The following is a 16,216-nucleotide window of genomic DNA, read 5'->3' as shown; positions in this document are numbered from 1 at the left end:
CGGTGAGAGGGTTGTGCTTGACTCCCAATCCTGGGACGAGGGTTTGGGTTCGTAATCATGGCAAAACGCAATGTGGTCGTCACCGGCGCCGCCGGACTGGTCGGGGCCGAGGTCGTGGCCCGGCTGCTCGCCGGTGGGCACGCGGTTGTGGCGGTTACCCACGACAATGGCGAACTGGTTCGAAACAATGGGCGTCGCATTCGGACGAAACCGTTTCGCGGGGATTTCGAACCCGAGTCGGTCGTCGTCGTACGTGGCGACATAACCGACCCCGGGTTGGGCCTGTCCTCGGAAATCCGCCGCGTCGTCGCGAACCGTTCCGATCTGGTCGTGCACAACGCCGCCGTCACCGACTTCGGTCTGGACCCGGCCCGGTACGAGTCGGTCAACGTCACCGGCACTCGTCACCTGCTCGGCTTCCTCACCGCCGGTTCACGGCGCATTCCGCTGGTGCACGTGAGCACGGCCTACGTGTGCGGCGACCGAACGGGCGTGGTCCGGGAGGACGAGCTCGATCTCGGACAGCGGCACGGGAACCCCTACGAGGCGAGCAAGTTCCACGCGGAGGTGGCTGTCGCGGAGGTGCGGGCCGATGGCTGGCCGGTGGCGGTGGTGCGGCCCTCGGTCGTCGTGGGGAACCAGCGCACCGGTGCGATCCGGGAGTTCAGGAACATGTACATCGTCATCAAGGTGCTCACGCAGGGCCGGCTACGCGCCATCCCGGGCCTGTACGACGCCGTGATCGACCTCGTGCCCATCGACCGCGTCGCGGACGTGATCGCCCGCGTCAGCGACCGGTTCGATACCGCGGCGGGAAAGACGCTTCACGTGACTGGCGCCAGTCCGCTGACCCTCCGCGACTTCAGTGATGTGCTCGCCGAGTACCCGAACTTCCACGTGCCACGCTACATACCGCCGGCGAACTGGCAGCTGGACCAGCTCACGGCCGCGGAGCAGCGGTACTACCGCAGCATCATGGTGCTGTACGAGGACTATTTCCGCCGCCGCGCGTTCTTCGACACCACCGTGGCGCGGGAGATCGCCGGCGGAAAACCCGCGATCGAAGGCCGTGCACATCTACGGAAGTTGCTCGACCACGGGCTTCGGGTCGGCTACTTCGGCCCGCCGCCCCGCACCGTGTCCCGCCGAACCGCGCAGCTTCAGGGATCCTGAACGGAGGTCGACGATGGCGAGCGACGAAAACACGGTCATGGACATCGACCTGTCCGACACCGAGTTCTGGAGCCGCTCGCTCGCGGACCGGGAGGCGGCCTTCGCCGAGCTCAGGGCACAGCCTCGGCCTCGCTTCTACGCCGAGCCCGACCTGTCCGAGATCGGCTTCCCGCCCGGCGCGGGCTACTACGCCCTCGTGCGGCACGCGGACGTGGTCGAGGCCAGCCGAAACGCCGAGGTGTTCTGCTCCTCCTGGGGAGGCGCCACCAACATCGCCGACATGCCAACGGAGTTCGCGCAGTACTTCGGCTCACTGATCAACATGGACGACCCCGAACACGCGCGGCTGCGGCGCATCGTGTCACGGGCTTTCACCCCGAAGATGACGGGGCGGATCGAGAGCGATGTGCGACGGATCGCCGCGGGACTCGTCGACGCCATCGCCGAGCGCGGCGAGTGCGACTTCGTCGCCGAGGTAGCGGCCAGGCTCCCGCTGATCGTGATCTGCGACATGATGGGCATTCCGTCGTCCCGTCACCAGTTCGTCATCGACCGCTCGGTACGCATCCTGGGCGGTTTCGACCCGGAGTTCCTCACCGATCCCGCCGGCATCGGCAGCCGCATGCTCGGCGCGGCCAACGAGCTGGTCGAGCTGGTCACCGACCTCGCCGCCCACCGGCGCGAGCACCCCACCGAGGACCTCGTCTCGGTACTGGTCAACGCCGACGTCGACGGCGAGCGGCTGACCCACCAGGAGATCGCGTCCTTCTTCATCCTGCTGGTGGTCGCGGGCAACGAGACCACACGCAACGCGATCGCACACGGGCTGACACTGCTCACCCACAACCCGGACCAGAGACAGCTGTGGCTCGCGGACTTCGAGCGGCACGCGCCGACCGCGGTCGAGGAGATCGTGCGGATCAGCTCGCCGGTGATCTTCATGCGCCGCCGCGCCACCCGTGACCACGTCATGAACGGCATGCGGTACCGCCGTGGCGACAAGGTCCTGCTCTTCTACTGGTCAGCCAACCGGGACGAGTCGGTCTTCCCCGACGCGGCGCGCTTCGACATCCGCAGGCAGCCGAACCCGCAGGTGGGGTTCGGTGGTCCGGGACCTCACTTCTGCCTCGGCGCGCACCTCGCGCGGCGGGAGATCACCGCGGCCTTCCGCGAGCTGCTCGCACGGCTACCCGACATCTCGGCGGGTGAACCGGAGCCGCTGCTCGGCAGCTCGTTCATCAACGGCATCAAGCGGCTGCCGTGCGAGTTCACCCCCACCGCGGCCCGAACCGGAGCGCGGCGCCGATGACCGCGCTGGTCGCGACGTTCCGCTCGCCGTACGAGGAGGTGTCCGTCGACGCACGGGCGACCGAGCTCACCGCCCTTCCCGGGCTCGAGCAGCTGCGCTGGGGAATCGCGGGCAAGACCGTCGCCCCGCCGATCGACCGGCTCTTCGGCATCACCCTGGAGGCAGTGGACAGCGGCACAGCCGCCTACCGCATGCCGGCGACGGGCTGGTTGGACTGGCGCGGCGGGGTGATGACCGAGGGCGTCCTGGCGGTCGTGCTCGACTCCGCACACCTCGGTGCCGTCTACACCACGGTGGCTCCCGCGACCGGGTTCGTGACCGTGTCGACCTCCATCCAGCTGGGCGACCGGGTACGACCGGGTTCCGGTCCGCTCACGGCGAGCGGGCACGTGCTGCACACCACGGCCACCCACGTGCTGTCGACCGCTGCCGTCCGGGACGGCGACAACCGGCTCGTCGCCCGGTCGACATCCCGCTCCGCGCTCTTCCCGCTGCCCGCACCGGCGTGCACGCCGCCGTCGAACCCGGCCACCATTCCCGACGCCGCCGTCGGGTTCAGGCCGCACGAGCTTCCGGTGCCGGAGAGGTGGCACCCGTCACCCGGCAGCCTGTCCGCCGAGTTCGCGACCGCGCCGCTGGGGCGACTGACCGGACTGCGCATTCTGTCCTTTGAGGACGGTGAGTTCTCGGCCGTTCTCCCGGCCAACGCGTGGTTCTCCTCGCCGCTGGGCAACATCCAGGGCGGGGTGCTGGCGTTCCTGGCCGAACGCACGGCCTACGGGGCCGTGCGCACCGCACTGCCCAGCGGCACGACGGCGGCCACCCAGGACATCGCGCTGTCCTACCTGCGACGGGTACCCGTCGACGACGCGGAGCTGCGCGCCGACGGCGCGGTCGTCGCGACCGGCAGGACCGTCGCGCACGCCGAGGTGCGGATCCACGACGGCAAGGGCAGGACGGTGGCCGCCGCTCTCGCCACCCACGGCGTCCACCAGGACACCTGACATCCACGACTTCCCGGGGAGAAGGCGGATGAACGACACCGTCGGAGGCGCACGGACGGGCGGTCCACGGACCGGGTCGGTATCGCGTGCGGTGCGGGGCTACCTGGCGTCCCGGTTTCCCCTCCCGACCCAGGGAACGGCGATCGTGCTGACGTTCGTGTCCGCGCAGCTGCTCCTCGACCGTGCCGTCGGCCCCGTCGGCCTGCGGTGGACGGGCGTGCTCGGCGTCGCCTCGTTCGTGCTGCTGTTCCTCCAGCTGCGTCTCGTCGACGACATCGACGACCTGGAGCAGGACGGCGGTGCCGCCGGGCACACCCGGAGCGGGCTCACGTACGGGTGGCTCACCGTCGTGGTCGGGATCGTGGCACTGAACCTGCTGTACCCACCGGCGCTCGGCGGCGCTCTCGCCGCGGTGGCCCTGACGGTGCTCACCCCGTTCTGGGTCAAGCGCCGGCTGACGACCCGACGGGTGCCGCTCGCCGTGTGCTACGAGACCATCCCCCTGGTGGTCATGGCCTACCCGGTCCTGTTCTGGCTCTCCGAGGGCGGAGTCGCGCCGGCGGCGGCACCGACGGCGGCTGTGGTCGTGTTGTTCTGGGCGGCCTACGAGTTCTGGAAGTTCTCGCGCAAGGCGCCCGACCTCGACTACCGGCCCTATCGCCTCGGGCGCGACGGCGTGCGTGCCGTCCTGCTCGCGCTGCTGTGCTGCGCGGCCGCGTGTGTCGCGACCATCGTCGTCACCCTGCCGGTGACCTGGTTCTTCATCATCTACCAGAGCGTCCTCCTCGGACTGCTCATCGCCTGGACGGCAGGGGAGTGGGCGATGGCCCCACCGGCCGCCCGGGCGAGTCGGCTGGCCCGGGCCCTCGGGCTCGCCGGTCTGATCTACGCCGTGCTCCTCCAGTTCGGCGTCATCGTCGAGGCGCTGCTGTGGACCGTCGGCTGACCGCGAGGGGAGTAGTTCCGATGTCCGTCATCACCAGCGAGACACCGAGCGCCGATGCGGCCCGGTTGGCCGGCGCCAAAGGCCACACCCTTCACCGGCTCACCGAACACGGGGCCGACGTGCCGGAGTGGGCGGTCATCGGCGTCGACGTGTTCGACCGGTTCCTCCGCGCCAACGGCCTGGTGGAGAAGGTCCGGGAACACCTCGTGGGGGTCACCGCCGACACGGCGGACCTCGTCGCGGTGCGGATCGAGGAGCTCGTGCTCGGCACCACCCCGGAGCCCGACCTGCTCGCCACCGTCCGGCGGGCCTACGAACACGTCGGTGCCGGCCGGGTCGCCGTGCGTTCCTCGGGGGCCGAGGAGGACGGCGCCCGCTACTCGTTCGCCGGACAGTTCTCGACGTTCCTCAACATCGGCGGTCTCGACTCGGTGGTCGCACACGTCAGGCGGTGCTGGGCGTCGGCGTACTCCGCGCAGGCCCTGCGGTACCGACTGGCGCACGGGCTGCCCTGTGAGACCAGCGGCATGGCCGTGGTTGTCCAGCGCATGGTGCCGGCCGACAAGAGCGGTGTGTTGTTCACGGCCAACCCGCTCGGCGGCGACCCCGACGAGTACATGATCAGCGCGGTGCTCGGGCTCGGCGAGGGGTTGGTGTCGGGGTTGGTCGACGCCGACACCGTGCTCGTCGACCGGCGGAGCGGCGCGGTGCGGGAGGTCGTCGTCGGCGACAAGCGGGAACGGGTCGACCCGGACGAGCACGGCGACGGCAGCGTGACGACCGTCGTCGGGGCCGAAGCACGAGCGGCCAGTGCGCTCTCCGGCGAGGAGGTCGCTCGCCTGGTCCGCGTGGCGTCCGACGTCGTCGCCGCGTTCTCCGGGCCGCAGGACATCGAGTGGGCGATCGCGGACGACTCCGTCTGGATCCTGCAGAGCAGGCCGGTCACCGGCCCTGTGCGGGGGGCCGACCCGTCGCCCCGGGGTGAGCTGCGGATCTGGGACAACTCGAACATCATCGAGAGCTTCAGCGACATCACCTCGCCGATGACGTTCAGCTTCGCCGCCCACGTCTACCACCAGGTCTACCGGCAGTACTGCCAGTTGCTCGCCGTGCCCCGCCACGGCATGCGGCAGATGGACGAGTGGCTTCCCACCATGCTGGGTTACTTCCACGGTCGCGTCTACTACAACCTGCTGAACTGGTACCGGGTCATCCGGCTCGCTCCGTTCTACCGGGTGAACCGGCAGGTGCTCGAGGTGTCGATGGGGCTGGCGGAACCGCTGCCCGACGAGCTGGCGATGGAGCTGCGACCGTTCAGCTCACGGTTCCGGTGGCAGGAACGCCCACACCGCGCCGTCATCGTCACCGCGTACTGGCGACGGTTCCTCGCGGTCGACCGGACGGTTCGTGACTTTCTCCGGCACTTCGCCACGACCTACCGGGAGTTCGACGACGTCGACTTCGACGCGTTGCCGGCTGACGAGGTGTACCAGCTGTTCAGGAAGCTGGAACGGACGCTTCTGGATCGCTGGGGCGCCATGATCGTCCTGGAGGCCGTCATCGGGCTCTCCTTCGGCCTGCTGCAGAAGCTGACCGAACGATGGCTTCCCCCCGACGTGCCGCGGTGGCTCCCGTGGGCAGTGGCGAACCCGGCGGGCGTGCTGGAGTCGGCCGAACCGGCGTACCGCTTCGAACGGCTGGCCGCGACGATCCGCGCGGACGAGGAACTGTCCCGCCTGGTCAGGGAGACCGCGCCGGAACAGCTGTACGCCACGCTGGCCGACCGCGGGCTCCGGGAGCTGGTCGGCGAGATCGACGCCTACATCGCCGACTTCGGGTACCGGAGCGTGAACGAGCTGAAGCTGGAGGAGCCGGACCTTCGCCAGGACCCGTCGCGGCTGTTCGTCATGCTGCGCGGCGCACTGGCCTTCGCGCGGCAGAACGGGAACGACAGCCAGGCCGCCGAGCGGATCCTCGACAGACACCTGCACGGCCTGCGTCGGATCGTGTACCAGCAGGTTCGCCGGCGGGTCCGGCGCTCCCTCGCCGATCGAGAGCGGGTGCGGTTCTGCCGGACCAGGGCGTTCGGCATGGCCAGGAGGATGATCCGGGCGATGGGCGCGAGCCTGGCCCGCCTCGGGGCGCTGAACGACGAGCGGGACGTCTTCTACCTCCGCCTCGACGAGCTGCGCGGCTGTTTCGACGGGACGATCGCCCACCGGGAGCTCGCGTCGCTGGTGGACCTGCGCAAGCGGCAGCACGCCCAGGACCGGGAGCTGGTTGCGCCGCCGAGGTTCACCACCTACGGGCCGGTGTACTGGGGCGGCAACCTCGAGCGTGCCGGCTGGGACCCGTCTTCCGCCGGCGGTGCGGTGGTCTCTCCGCGGTCGGAGGTGCTGCGTGGCGTGCCGTGCGGTCCGGGCGTCGTGGAGGGCGAGGCCAAGGTCGTCACGGAGCCGCACGACGTCGAGGGCGCGATCCTGGTCACCTACCGCACCGATCCCGGGTGGATCGCGGCACTGCCGGCCGCGAAGGCCCTCCTCATCGAGCGGGGCAGCCCGCTTACCCATGTCGCGATCGTGGCGCGCGAGCTCGGGATTCCGTGCGTCGTACAGATAAGGAACGTCACCAGGGAGATCGCGACCGGCATGCGCCTGCGCGTCGACGGTGGCGAGGGCACGGTGCACGTCCTGTCGGACGAGAACACGGTGTCCTGACACTCATCGGGGAAATTCGGGGAACAGAGGAAGCCAATGAACAGCAGGGAGAACTCCTGTGTCGACGTGATCGTCGGACTGCAGGCCGGCAGCGAGGGCAAGGGGAAGGTCGTCGCATATCTCTCGGACCGCTACGACGTCGCGGTGCGGTCGGGCGGGCACCAGGCGGGGCATACGGTGCACTTCAACGGGGAGCCGTTCGCGATGCGGGTCCTGCCGTGCGCCTGGATCAACCCCCGGTGCGAGCTCGTGATCGCACCCGGTGCGTTCTTCGGCGAGGAGATCCTGCGCAGGGAGATCGCGATGGTCGAGCAGGCCGGCGTCCACGTGCGACACCGGCTGCGCATCGACCCCCGGGTCGTCATCGTCGACAGCAGACACGCCGACACGGCGGCCCAGGAGAACCGGTGGGAGCGGTACGGGTCGACCCTCCAGGGGGTCGGCGCCGCACGGATGGACAAGCTGTCCCGCGACACCGCCATCCGCCGGGCCGACGACGTCGAGTGGCTGAAGCCCTACCTCACCGACACGATCGGGTTCATCGGGAACTACATCAACGAGAACCGGCCGGTCCTGCTCGAAGGACACCAGGGCAGCCTGCTGTCGATCGTGACCTCGCCGTACTACCCGATGACGACCAACTGCGATCCCAACGCCGCGGGGGTGCTGTCCGATGCGGCGGTGAGCCCGCTCGCGGTTCGCGACATCATCGGCGTGTTCCGCACCTACCCGATCAGGGTGGCCGGCAACTCGGGCCCGCTGGCGGGCAGGGAGATCAGCTGGGAGACCGTCACCCGGCGCAGCGGATCTCCGGTCTCCATCCTCGAGAGGACCACGGTCACCGGCCGGGTGCGTCGCGTCTTCGAGTTCGCCGAGGAGGACCTCAAGCAGGCGCTCGCGATCAACCGTCCCAGCAGGGTGGCCCTCACCTTCCTGGACTACCGGAACTGGCAGGACTACGGCAAGAGGCGGCTCGCGGATCTCTCCGCCCAGACGCTTGACTGGCTGAGGGACGTCGTCGAGCGCTGCGACCTGTCCGGACGCCTCAGCTACGTCAGCACGGGCCCGGAACCCGACATGATGATCGATCTCAGCGGCGACACCGGGCTCCTGTCGTGATGCTGGCCCGGCACGACGTCGGCGAGGCGCTGCTCGGCGAGCTGCGCACGCAGCCGTTCCGGTGTCACACCGAGCTGTGGTGGCACGGTCTGCGCGTCGAGCTCGTCGCGCCGCGGCCGGAGCCGTTGGACGCGGTGGCGGCGCTCGCCGGTCCGTCGCCGCCCGCCGACGACGGCTCGACGGTGCACGTGTGGTGCCTGCCGTCGCTCCCGTCCGGCGCGTCGGCGGCGTTCGACGCGCTCATTCCCGACTCCGAGCGGATCGCGGTGTTCGGCGGGGCGGACACGGCTCGGCGACGGGCGCTCGGCGACGTGGTGCTCGTCGAGACCGAACGGGACGGCACCCGGGTCATCGTCCACCTCGGACGACGGGAGGTCGTGGTGTGCCAACCCCGGCCTTGGGTTCTCGAGGCCGACACGGTCAGCGTGGTGCGGGGTCAGGTGCTGATGCCGTGGTGCTCTGCGACGGCGACGATCGTCCACGCCGGCGCCTGTGTGCTGGACGGCCGCGGTGTGCTCGTCTTCGGTGAGAGTGGCGACGGCAAGACCACCACACTGCTCCACCTCCTGGTACACCGGGGAGCGGAGTTCCTGTCCAACGACCGGGTGGTGGTCCGCGCCGGACCCGGCGGCGCAGTGTCCCACGGTCTGCCGTATCCACTGACCGTGGGACGCGGGACGGCCGAACTGTTCCCGGAGCTGGGACCGGCACCGGACACCGACGTGCGGGCGAAGATCGTCGTGCCGCTCGACCAGTTGTCCAGGCTCTACGGCGTCCGGCGCTCCGCGCCGGTCGGACTTGTCGTCAGGCCGCTGCTGGACCGCCGCGTCGGGCCGCCGTCGGTCGAACCGGTGAGCGCGGCGGTGGTCCGCGACGAGCTGACCGGCAACGTCGCGGCCTTCCGGCAGGAGCTGGCGCCAGGCAACTGGTCGGGTCTTTTCGCCGGCGGCCCGGCGTCGGAGCGGGAGGCGAAGGTGATCGACGCCCTGAGTCGGTGCGTGCCGCACCACTTCTTCCTGCGCCGGGAGCACACCCGCGGCCAGGTGGCCGAAGCCCTGGAGGTACTCGCCCGGAGGGTGGCGACATCTCGTGTCTGACGTGGACGGTTATCCCCGCTTCGACTTCGACGACGTGTCGCCGCTGGACTACCGCTACTACAAGGGAATCCGCGGAGTCTACGACCGGGCACGACCGTACGCCTCGGAGAGCGCGCACATCCGCTACCAGCTCAAGGTGGAGGTCGCCCTCGCGCGTGCGCTGGCGAAGGCCGGGCTGTGCACGGCCGAGGTGGCGGACGAGATCGCGGCGGCCTGCCACGAGGTCACCCCGGAGGAGGTCTACCTCGAGGAGCTGCGGACCAAGCACCACGTGCGTGCACTGGTCAACTGTGTCGGGAGGCGGGTCTCCGAGCCCGCCCGCCCATGGGTGCACCTGCTGTTGACCTCGTCTGACGTGACCGACACGGCCGCGGCGCTGCGCCTGCGCGACCTCACGATCGAGGTGCTGCTGCCGGACCTGCTGGACCTCGCGCGACTGTTGATCGACTGGGCGCGGGCCACTGCGGAGCTCCCCCAGGTGGGCCGGACCCACGGGCAGTTCGCCGTCCCGGTCACCTTCGGGTTCACCGTGGCGGGGTACGTGCACCGGCTCGGCAACCGGATCGAGGCAGTCGAACGGGCGGCGCACTGCCTGAAGGGCAAGGCGTCGGGTGCGGTCGGCGCCTACAACGCGCACACACTCCTCGGGGACCGCACGACGTTCTCGCCCGAGGAGCTCGAGCAGGCCGTCCTGGGCGAGCTGGGCATCGCGCCCGCGGCACACGCCACCCAGATCGTGCCGCCGGAGTACGCCGGCGACCTGGCCTGGGCGGTCACGTCGTGCTTCTCCGTGCTGGCGAACATCGCCGACGACGTGCGGCACCTCATGCGCAGCGAGATCGGTGAGCTGGGAACCGCCCCGGACGCGACGGAGGTCGGGTCGTCGACGATGCCGCACAAGACGAACCCGTTCCGCTTCGAGATGGTGAAGAGCCTGTGGAAGTCGTTCGCGCCCCGCCTGGTCACCACCCTGCTCGACCAGGTCTCCGAGCACCAGCGGGACCTCACCAACGGCGCCTCGGCCCGGTTCGCCGTGGAGCTGTTCGTCGCCTTCTCCTGCGCCACCACCGTCCTGACCCGCGCTCTGGCTGCGGTGCGGGTGAACCCCGCGCGAATGCGCCGCCACCTCGACGCGGCGGGCGAGCAGGTGACGACCGAAGCGCTGTACGTGCTGCTCGCGTTGTCCGGCCATGCCGACGCCTACGATCTCGTGCACGCCGCCGTGCGGCGCGCGCAGTCCTCCGGCGAGGCACTGTCCGGTGTGCTGCGTGCGGACGACCGCCTGGCCTCGTCGCTCGGCGGGCTGTCCGACGTCCTTGTCCACCCCGAGAGCTACACCGGACTCGCGGCGGAACGCACCGAGTACGTGTGCGGGTTGTGGGAGCGGCGGCTGCTGGGTTCCGACGGAATGGCCGCGCGGCTGGCCCGCGGGAACCGGCCTCGCGCTGCGGAGGTGACGCCGTGATCCTGTCCCACGACCACCTCCAGCACCTGCTCACCCTCGCGACCGAGGGGATCGACGTACCGGAGGGCACGGCGGCGGTCATCGAGGGATCGATCGCCGAGGGTTTCGGCAACGACTCCTCCGATGTGGACTTCCTGTTGTTGGAGGCCGGCGACCACGACTTCCCGACGATGCCCACCATCGTGTTCGTGGAGGGACGCCGGGTCGAGGTCCGCGTGCGGTCCGTGCGGCAGGCCGAGGAGTTGGCGCGCGCGGTCGCCGGCTCCGCCAGGTCTGGCCCCCGAGGAGTCGCCGGCATCCCCGAGGACTCGTTGAACCGGGTCCAGCGGCTGGTCCGAGCTGTTCCGCTGCGCAACCCTTCGTCGCTGAAGGCCGTTCGGGACATCCTGCCCGAGGACGAGCTGGCCCGGATCGTCGTGGTCTGGTTCCGCCAGCGTGCCCGGCAGTCCGCCCGGTACGCGACGGCGCTCGCTGGACTCGGGGCCGTGGACCGCGCCGCGAGCTGGGCCCGCACCGCGCTGATCCAGGGCGCCAAGTCCTGGGTCGCCGAGCGCGGCGAGAGCTACCTCGAACGCAAGTGGATCTCCCAGCAGCTGGCGCGTGTCGACGGCTCGGCGCCGGTCCGCCGGATGCTCGAGACCGCCGAGCGCTCGGACCTGCCGCCGGAGCAGTACGTCCGGCACTGCGTCGGCTCGCTTCCCGAGCTCGGCGTCGACGGGGCCCCGCTCGACCCGGCACGCGTACTGCTCGCCCGGGTCCGGGGCGTCACGACCTGGCCACTGGGCCGGCACCTGCACCTGCTGCGCGGCCAAGACGTGTTCACGCTGAACGAGAAGGCGGCACACGTCTGGCGATCGCTGCGTTTCGACACACCGCTGCCGGAGGTCGTGACGGGTGACGCGGGCGAGGTCATCGCCGAGTTCCTCCGGGTCGGTCTCCTGCGGTTGCGCTGGCGGGGCGGCGGTCTGGTGCGGGGGTACGCGGTCGCGTCCCCGCCGCCGACAGCCCGCCGGCCGATCCTGTCCCTGCACGGGGCGCCGGTCACCGAGCACGACCCGTTCGTCACCCTCGTTCCGCTGGCGGCGCGGCGGTTCGCGGAGGCGGGCATGTCGTTGGTCTGGGCGAACATCATGGTGGAGAACGCACGGGAGGACGCCGAGGGCGCGGCGCGGCGTCGCCAGTGGCCCGTGGTCGAGACGACCTCGCGCCGCATGTTCCGGCAGGCGTGCCTGGCGGTGCTGAGCGCGTTCGGCGTGAGCCCGCAACCTCCCGCCGAGGAGTCACTCGACTGGCTGTCGCGTCTGCCGGAGCTCCCGCGGCCCATCGCGGAGTCCGCGCGAGCGGTCGAGTTCCGCGTGGCGAACGCCGACCAGGCGGCCAGGCTCCTGACCGACCTCGAGGACCTCGTCACGGCCATGCGCGCGGCGGTGGGGGTGGAGCTGTTCCCGTCCTCCTTCGCGTCGATCGCCGAGTGGCGAAGTACGCTCGACATCGGCTATGACTGGACCAGGCTCGGGGGCTATCTCAACGCCGCTTTTCCCATCCAGGAGGCACAGGACTTGATCGCGACCGCGGGTCGGCAACCGCACGGGTCGGGCGGTTGACGCCGATGGACGACGAGCGTCCGGCGCTGCCGTACACCATCTGCTTCTGTGTCCACAGGGAACGTGTCCTCATGCTCCTGCGGGCGAGGCCGCCCTTCGTCGACCGCTGGAACGGTCTCGGCGGGAAGCGCGTCGGTTCGGAGACGCCGCAGCGGTGTGTTCGCCGGGAGGTCCGGGAGGAGGCGGGGATCGACCTCGCCCACGCCGACCGGCTCCGGGCGGTCGGCACGGTGACCTGGCCCGCCGGAGCGAGCCGCACCGGGATGTACGCCTACGTCGCGGAGTTCGTCGACGCGGACGTGACCTGGCCGGGTAGGCGTGCGGTACCCGAGGGACAGCTCGAGTGGCTCCCGTCGGCCTGGGTCTGCGACCACGGCAACCGGGCGGTGGTGAGCAACATCCCCTGGTTCCTCCCCAGAATGCTCACCGACGAGCCCCCGGTGGAGTACCACTGCGACGACCCCGCCGACAACCTCGAGCGGATGCTCCTGCGCCCCCTGCCCACCACCAGCAGCTAGTCGTCATGCGGTACCGGTCGGCCCCTCGAAGGTCAGCATGAGCGGCCGCCGTGGGCCGAACGTGATGTTGCGTGGCACGGCAGGGGGGATCCGGCGACCCCGTTCCCGCTCGGGCATCGACAGCGTGGCCATGCAGACCACCGTGCCCAGTGCGATGCGCAGCTCGTAGTCGCCGAACGCCGCGCCGAGGCAGCGCCGGTGCCCGCCCCCGAACGGCGCGAACGCGAACCCTCGTGGTTCGCGGTCCAGGAACCGGTCCGGCCGGAACGTGAGCGGCTCGTCCCAGACGTCGGGGTTGTGGTGCAGCAAGGAGGTCGCGACGGCCGCCGTGTCGCCCGGGGCGAGGTCGACGCCGCGGAACCGCCAGGGTGCGAGCAGCCGCCGGGCGACCATCGGTACGACCGGGTGCAGCCGCAACGCCTCGTGGCACACCGCCCGCAGGAAGGGCAGCTCGGCCAGCTCCGCCGGTGGTGGCGGATTACCGAGCGGCGCCAGTTCCTCGATCAGCCGCCGCACCAGGGCCGGTTCCCGGTAGAGGTGGTACAGCGCCCAGCCGAGCGTCGTCGCCGTCGTCTCGTGGCCGGCGACGACCATCGTGCGCAGCTCGTCCAGCAGATCCGAAGTGGACAGCTCGCTGCCGTCGTCGTAGCGGACCGACAACAGCAGTGACAGGATGTCCTCCCGGTCGGCGACGCCGGTGCCGCGTCGGTTCTCGATCTCCGCGGCGAGCAGCGAGTCGAACGCGGCCAACCGCCGCCGCAGCCGCGCCTCCGGGCCCAACCGCCCCACCGTCCGCCGCAGCGCCGGCACCGACAGCATGGGCTTGTACCCCTGGAGCAGCTGTGCCGTCGTGGTGGCAAAGTGCTCACCAAGCGAGCCGCCGTCGACGCCGAACACCGCGCGGACGATCACCGACAGCGTGACCGCCTGCCCGAACCGCTGGGCGTCCAGCCGTTGCCCCGGCCGCCACGAGCGCACCTGGTCGAGCACCGCCTCCTGGATGATCGTCCCGTAGGCCCGCATCCGCTGTCCGCCGAAAGGGGGCGTGAGCACCCGCCGCTCACGTCGGTGCCGTTCGCCGCTCAGCATGATCAGCGACCCGGTCCCCAGCAGCGGCTCCACCGGGTTGGGACGGGGGACGTCGAACAGCTCGACCGGCCCGCCGAACAGCTCCCGGGCTGCCTCGGGATCTCCCGAGACCACCATCCGCCCCGCCGCCCCCGGCACCCGGACGATGACCGGGTCACCGCCGCGAGCGCGACGCCTGCGCAGGTACCCCTCGGGGTCGAACGGCGCGGTGACCGCGTTCAGTCCCCCGGCGGCACGGTCGAGAACACCACGTGTCGGCCTCATGGCCCCACCGTTGCGCTCGTTGCCCGGCGATGCAACGGGTTCCGGGGGAAGAACGCGGCCAGCAGGAGAACGACGAACACGGCCAGGTTGAGGATCCACCGCGGGTCCTCGACGTGGAAGGCGGCCGCGAACTCCTCCCGCTGGGCGGCGGTCAACGGCGTCGTCGACCGCTCCGCCTCGGTGAGGTCGAGGCGGTCGCCAGCGAACACGAGGTAGGTCCACACCCGGAGCACGAGGTAGAGCCCCGCGGCGACGACGACGAGAACCCGACGAGGTCCCCGACGCCAGCCCAGGACCAGCAACCCGGGGATGACGACCAGCTCGGTGGGCAGGTTGGCCGCGATCGCGATGGGGATGCTGGGCAGGAACATCAGCACCATGGTCTCGCCGCTGATCGACGAGCTGTCCAGGGCAAGCCCCAACATCATCAGCCCGATCGCTCCGCCGAACGCGAACAGCGCCATCGCCGTGACACCGAGAGCGACCAGGACGTCCTCCACCCACGCACTCAGGCGCGCGTGTCGCCTGACCCACAGCGCAGCGAGGTCGACCACCACCGCCCACGCGGCGGCGGCCAGCAGCGCCAGCAGCACGGGAAGGAACTCCACGAGGGACAACCCCTGGACCACGACGGTGAACGCCGAGGCAAGGCCGAGCGGCAGGATCCGGTCAGTACGTCGTTGCATGGTGACGGCAAGCTCCTCATCGTCGTCTCGAGCGAGTGCCCGAGGCTAGGGAGCGGACCGCCGGCCGGGCGTCGGCCGAAAGGCAGATCCGGGGTTTAGTGGGGGTTTATTTTCGGCTGTGGGTCGAGCAGCCCCGCCTCCCGGGCGTGCGCGATGGCCTGGAGGCGGCTCGCGGCGTCCAGCTTGCGGAAGATGTGGTTGAGGTGCGCCTTGACCGTGCCGGGAGCGACGAACAACGCCCTGCTGATCTCCTGGTTGGAGCGTCCCGCCGCCAGCTCCCGCAGCACCTCCACCTCACGTGGGGTGAGCGGTTCGGCCAGAACCCTCCCGGCGGTGACCGGCGCGGGAGACGAGGCCGAGGGCGGCGGGGACGCCTCCTGCGCCGTTCCCGTCCGCCCGGTGGGCGTGCCGCGCGCCGCCACCACGGCGACGACCAGCACGAGCAGACCGAACAGCGGCACGACCCACCACTGCCCGTTGCCCCGCTCGACCATCGCGAACGACAGCCCCATGACGACCATCGCCCAGAGGAAGCAGCCACCAAGGACCGCGGCGACGAGCACACCGCGGCGAGACGACGACGAGAGCAGCCGGCGGAGAGCTCGCATGACACCTCACTGATCACCACGGGGGCGCAGAGCATATCCGCCCGGTCGTGGTCAGGCCGCTACACCAGCGCGTACCCCATGATCGCCGTCGGCTTCTGGGCGTTGCCAGCGCTGCCGGTCACGGTCGACCGCAGCGAGACGAACCAAGCACCCACGGGGTGGACGACGACCGGGATGGCGAACGGGATCATCGTGGTCAAGCTCGAGGCCATGGAGACCCGAGGCTGAGGGAGTGTGTCGTCCTGGGGCCATGCGTGATTCCGGCTGCGCACAGCGCGGCACCAGCGGGCAGGATGGTCAGGTGCCCGAGCCGGTGTGGGCTGACGTGACGGTGCGGGGGACCACGGTCGAAGACTCTCTGCGGACGAGGTCACGTTCGACGTCGATCCGCGCGAGCTCCAGGGACAGGACGGGGTCGATGTCCTCTGTGGCTTTCTGGCCGTGCTCGGGCGCGAGTTGAACAAGCCGGTGCTGCTGAGCCCCGGAGGGGGACGGGGGTCACCCGGTGCTGGGGTTCGATCCCGTGGCCGACCGCGTGGTCCTGCTGTCGGACCCCGAGCTTTTCACCGGCTGGTCAGGCGATGCCGAGGGGGAGGCCGGTGGTGGTGGTGTGGGCG

General features: G+C 70.6%; 14 protein-coding genes. 11 read left to right on the top strand and 3 right to left on the bottom strand.

The window, feature by feature from the left end; translation table 11 throughout:
- Positions 1-57: 57 nt before the first annotated feature.
- Genes BU204_RS18765 through BU204_RS18720 form a run of 10 tightly spaced genes read left to right on the top strand, consistent with a single transcriptional unit; the run spans position 58 to position 12,952 of the window.
- Complete coding sequence (locus tag BU204_RS18765) at positions 58-1,173, top strand: SDR family oxidoreductase (RefSeq protein WP_075127002.1); 1,116 nt, start codon at positions 58-60, stop codon at positions 1,171-1,173.
- Positions 1,174-1,186: 13 nt separating this feature from the next.
- The gene (locus tag BU204_RS18760) at positions 1,187-2,482 is read left to right on the top strand and encodes a cytochrome P450 (RefSeq protein ID WP_075127001.1); all 1,296 of its coding nucleotides are present in this window, start codon (positions 1,187-1,189) and stop codon (positions 2,480-2,482) included.
- The gene (locus tag BU204_RS18755) at positions 2,479-3,486 is read left to right on the top strand and encodes a PaaI family thioesterase (protein ID WP_075127000.1); all 1,008 of its coding nucleotides are present in this window, start codon (positions 2,479-2,481) and stop codon (positions 3,484-3,486) included. Before BU204_RS18760 ends, BU204_RS18755 begins: the two co-directional genes overlap by 4 nt.
- A gap of 28 nt (positions 3,487-3,514) precedes the next feature.
- A complete protein-coding gene (locus tag BU204_RS18750) occupies positions 3,515-4,432 on the top strand; it encodes a hypothetical protein (protein ID WP_075126999.1) in 918 nt (305 codons plus the stop codon).
- Positions 4,433-4,452: 20 nt separating this feature from the next.
- A complete protein-coding gene (locus BU204_RS18745; protein WP_075126998.1) occupies positions 4,453-7,149 on the top strand; it encodes a phosphoenolpyruvate synthase in 2,697 nt (898 codons plus the stop codon).
- A 36-nt stretch (positions 7,150-7,185) separates the two neighbouring features.
- Positions 7,186-8,268: an adenylosuccinate synthetase gene (locus BU204_RS18740; protein ID WP_075126997.1), complete on the top strand. Its 1,083-nt coding sequence runs from the start codon at positions 7,186-7,188 to the stop codon at positions 8,266-8,268.
- Entirely contained in the window at positions 8,265-9,365 is a 1,101-nt protein-coding gene (locus BU204_RS18735; protein ID WP_143229582.1) for a phosphoenolpyruvate carboxykinase (ATP), read from the top strand. Before BU204_RS18740 ends, BU204_RS18735 begins: the two co-directional genes overlap by 4 nt.
- Positions 9,358-10,830 carry a lyase family protein gene (locus BU204_RS18730; protein ID WP_083661423.1) on the top strand — a complete coding sequence of 491 codons (1,473 nt, stop codon included), beginning with the start codon at positions 9,358-9,360 and terminating at the stop codon, positions 10,828-10,830. Before BU204_RS18735 ends, BU204_RS18730 begins: the two co-directional genes overlap by 8 nt.
- Positions 10,827-12,434: a hypothetical protein gene (locus BU204_RS18725; protein ID WP_075126994.1), complete on the top strand. Its 1,608-nt coding sequence runs from the start codon at positions 10,827-10,829 to the stop codon at positions 12,432-12,434. Before BU204_RS18730 ends, BU204_RS18725 begins: the two co-directional genes overlap by 4 nt.
- A 5-nt stretch (positions 12,435-12,439) precedes the next feature.
- A complete protein-coding gene (locus tag BU204_RS18720; RefSeq protein ID WP_075126993.1) occupies positions 12,440-12,952 on the top strand; it encodes an NUDIX hydrolase in 513 nt (170 codons plus the stop codon).
- A 3-nt stretch (positions 12,953-12,955) separates the two neighbouring features.
- On the opposite strand, the gene BU204_RS18715 is transcribed toward BU204_RS18720, so the two are convergent.
- The 3 genes from BU204_RS18715 to BU204_RS18705 all read right to left on the bottom strand — a co-directional run bounded on the left by BU204_RS18715 (position 12,956) and on the right by BU204_RS18705 (position 15,599).
- The gene (locus BU204_RS18715) at positions 12,956-14,305 is read right to left on the bottom strand and encodes a cytochrome P450 (protein WP_075126992.1); all 1,350 of its coding nucleotides are present in this window, start codon (positions 14,303-14,305) and stop codon (positions 12,956-12,958) included.
- A complete protein-coding gene (locus BU204_RS18710; protein ID WP_075126991.1) occupies positions 14,302-14,991 on the bottom strand; it encodes a hypothetical protein in 690 nt (229 codons plus the stop codon). The genes BU204_RS18715 and BU204_RS18710 overlap by 4 nt, the downstream gene beginning before the upstream one ends.
- 95 nt (positions 14,992-15,086) lie before the next feature.
- Complete coding sequence (locus tag BU204_RS18705; protein WP_198942916.1) at positions 15,087-15,599, bottom strand: response regulator transcription factor; 513 nt, start codon at positions 15,597-15,599, stop codon at positions 15,087-15,089.
- 78 nt (positions 15,600-15,677) lie between these two features.
- On the opposite strand from BU204_RS18705, the gene BU204_RS40130 reads away from it, so the two are divergent.
- The gene (locus BU204_RS40130; RefSeq protein ID WP_158073478.1) at positions 15,678-15,827 is read left to right on the top strand and encodes a hypothetical protein; all 150 of its coding nucleotides are present in this window, start codon (positions 15,678-15,680) and stop codon (positions 15,825-15,827) included.
- Positions 15,828-16,216 lie beyond the last annotated feature (389 nt).

The sequence above is a fragment of the Actinophytocola xanthii genome (genome assembly GCF_001921205.1).
GTDB classification, from domain to species: domain Bacteria; phylum Actinomycetota; class Actinomycetes; order Mycobacteriales; family Pseudonocardiaceae; genus Actinophytocola; species Actinophytocola xanthii.
This window is presented reverse-complemented; position numbering and strand designations above follow the sequence as displayed.

Bases quoted from the DNA above. Each gene is read 5' to 3' on its own strand.
- BU204_RS18750 (WP_075126999.1), top strand. From the start codon at position 3,515: ATGAACGACACCGTCGGAGGCGCACGGACGGGCGGTCCACGGACCGGG.
- BU204_RS18740 (WP_075126997.1), top strand. From the start codon at position 7,186: ATGAACAGCAGGGAGAACTCCTGTGTCGACGTGATCGTCGGACTGCAG.
- BU204_RS18745 (WP_075126998.1), top strand. From the start codon at position 4,453: ATGTCCGTCATCACCAGCGAGACACCGAGCGCCGATGCGGCCCGGTTG.
- BU204_RS18720 (WP_075126993.1), top strand. From the start codon at position 12,440: ATGGACGACGAGCGTCCGGCGCTGCCGTACACCATCTGCTTCTGTGTC.
- BU204_RS18760 (WP_075127001.1), top strand. From the start codon at position 1,187: ATGGCGAGCGACGAAAACACGGTCATGGACATCGACCTGTCCGACACC.
- BU204_RS18710 (WP_075126991.1), bottom strand. From the start codon at position 14,991: ATGCAACGACGTACTGACCGGATCCTGCCGCTCGGCCTTGCCTCGGCG.
- BU204_RS40130 (WP_158073478.1), top strand. From the start codon at position 15,678: ATGATCGCCGTCGGCTTCTGGGCGTTGCCAGCGCTGCCGGTCACGGTC.
- BU204_RS18755 (WP_075127000.1), top strand. From the start codon at position 2,479: ATGACCGCGCTGGTCGCGACGTTCCGCTCGCCGTACGAGGAGGTGTCC.
- BU204_RS18705 (WP_198942916.1), bottom strand. From the start codon at position 15,599: ATGCGAGCTCTCCGCCGGCTGCTCTCGTCGTCGTCTCGCCGCGGTGTG.
- BU204_RS18715 (WP_075126992.1), bottom strand. From the start codon at position 14,305: ATGAGGCCGACACGTGGTGTTCTCGACCGTGCCGCCGGGGGACTGAAC.
- BU204_RS18765 (WP_075127002.1), top strand. From the start codon at position 58: ATGGCAAAACGCAATGTGGTCGTCACCGGCGCCGCCGGACTGGTCGGG.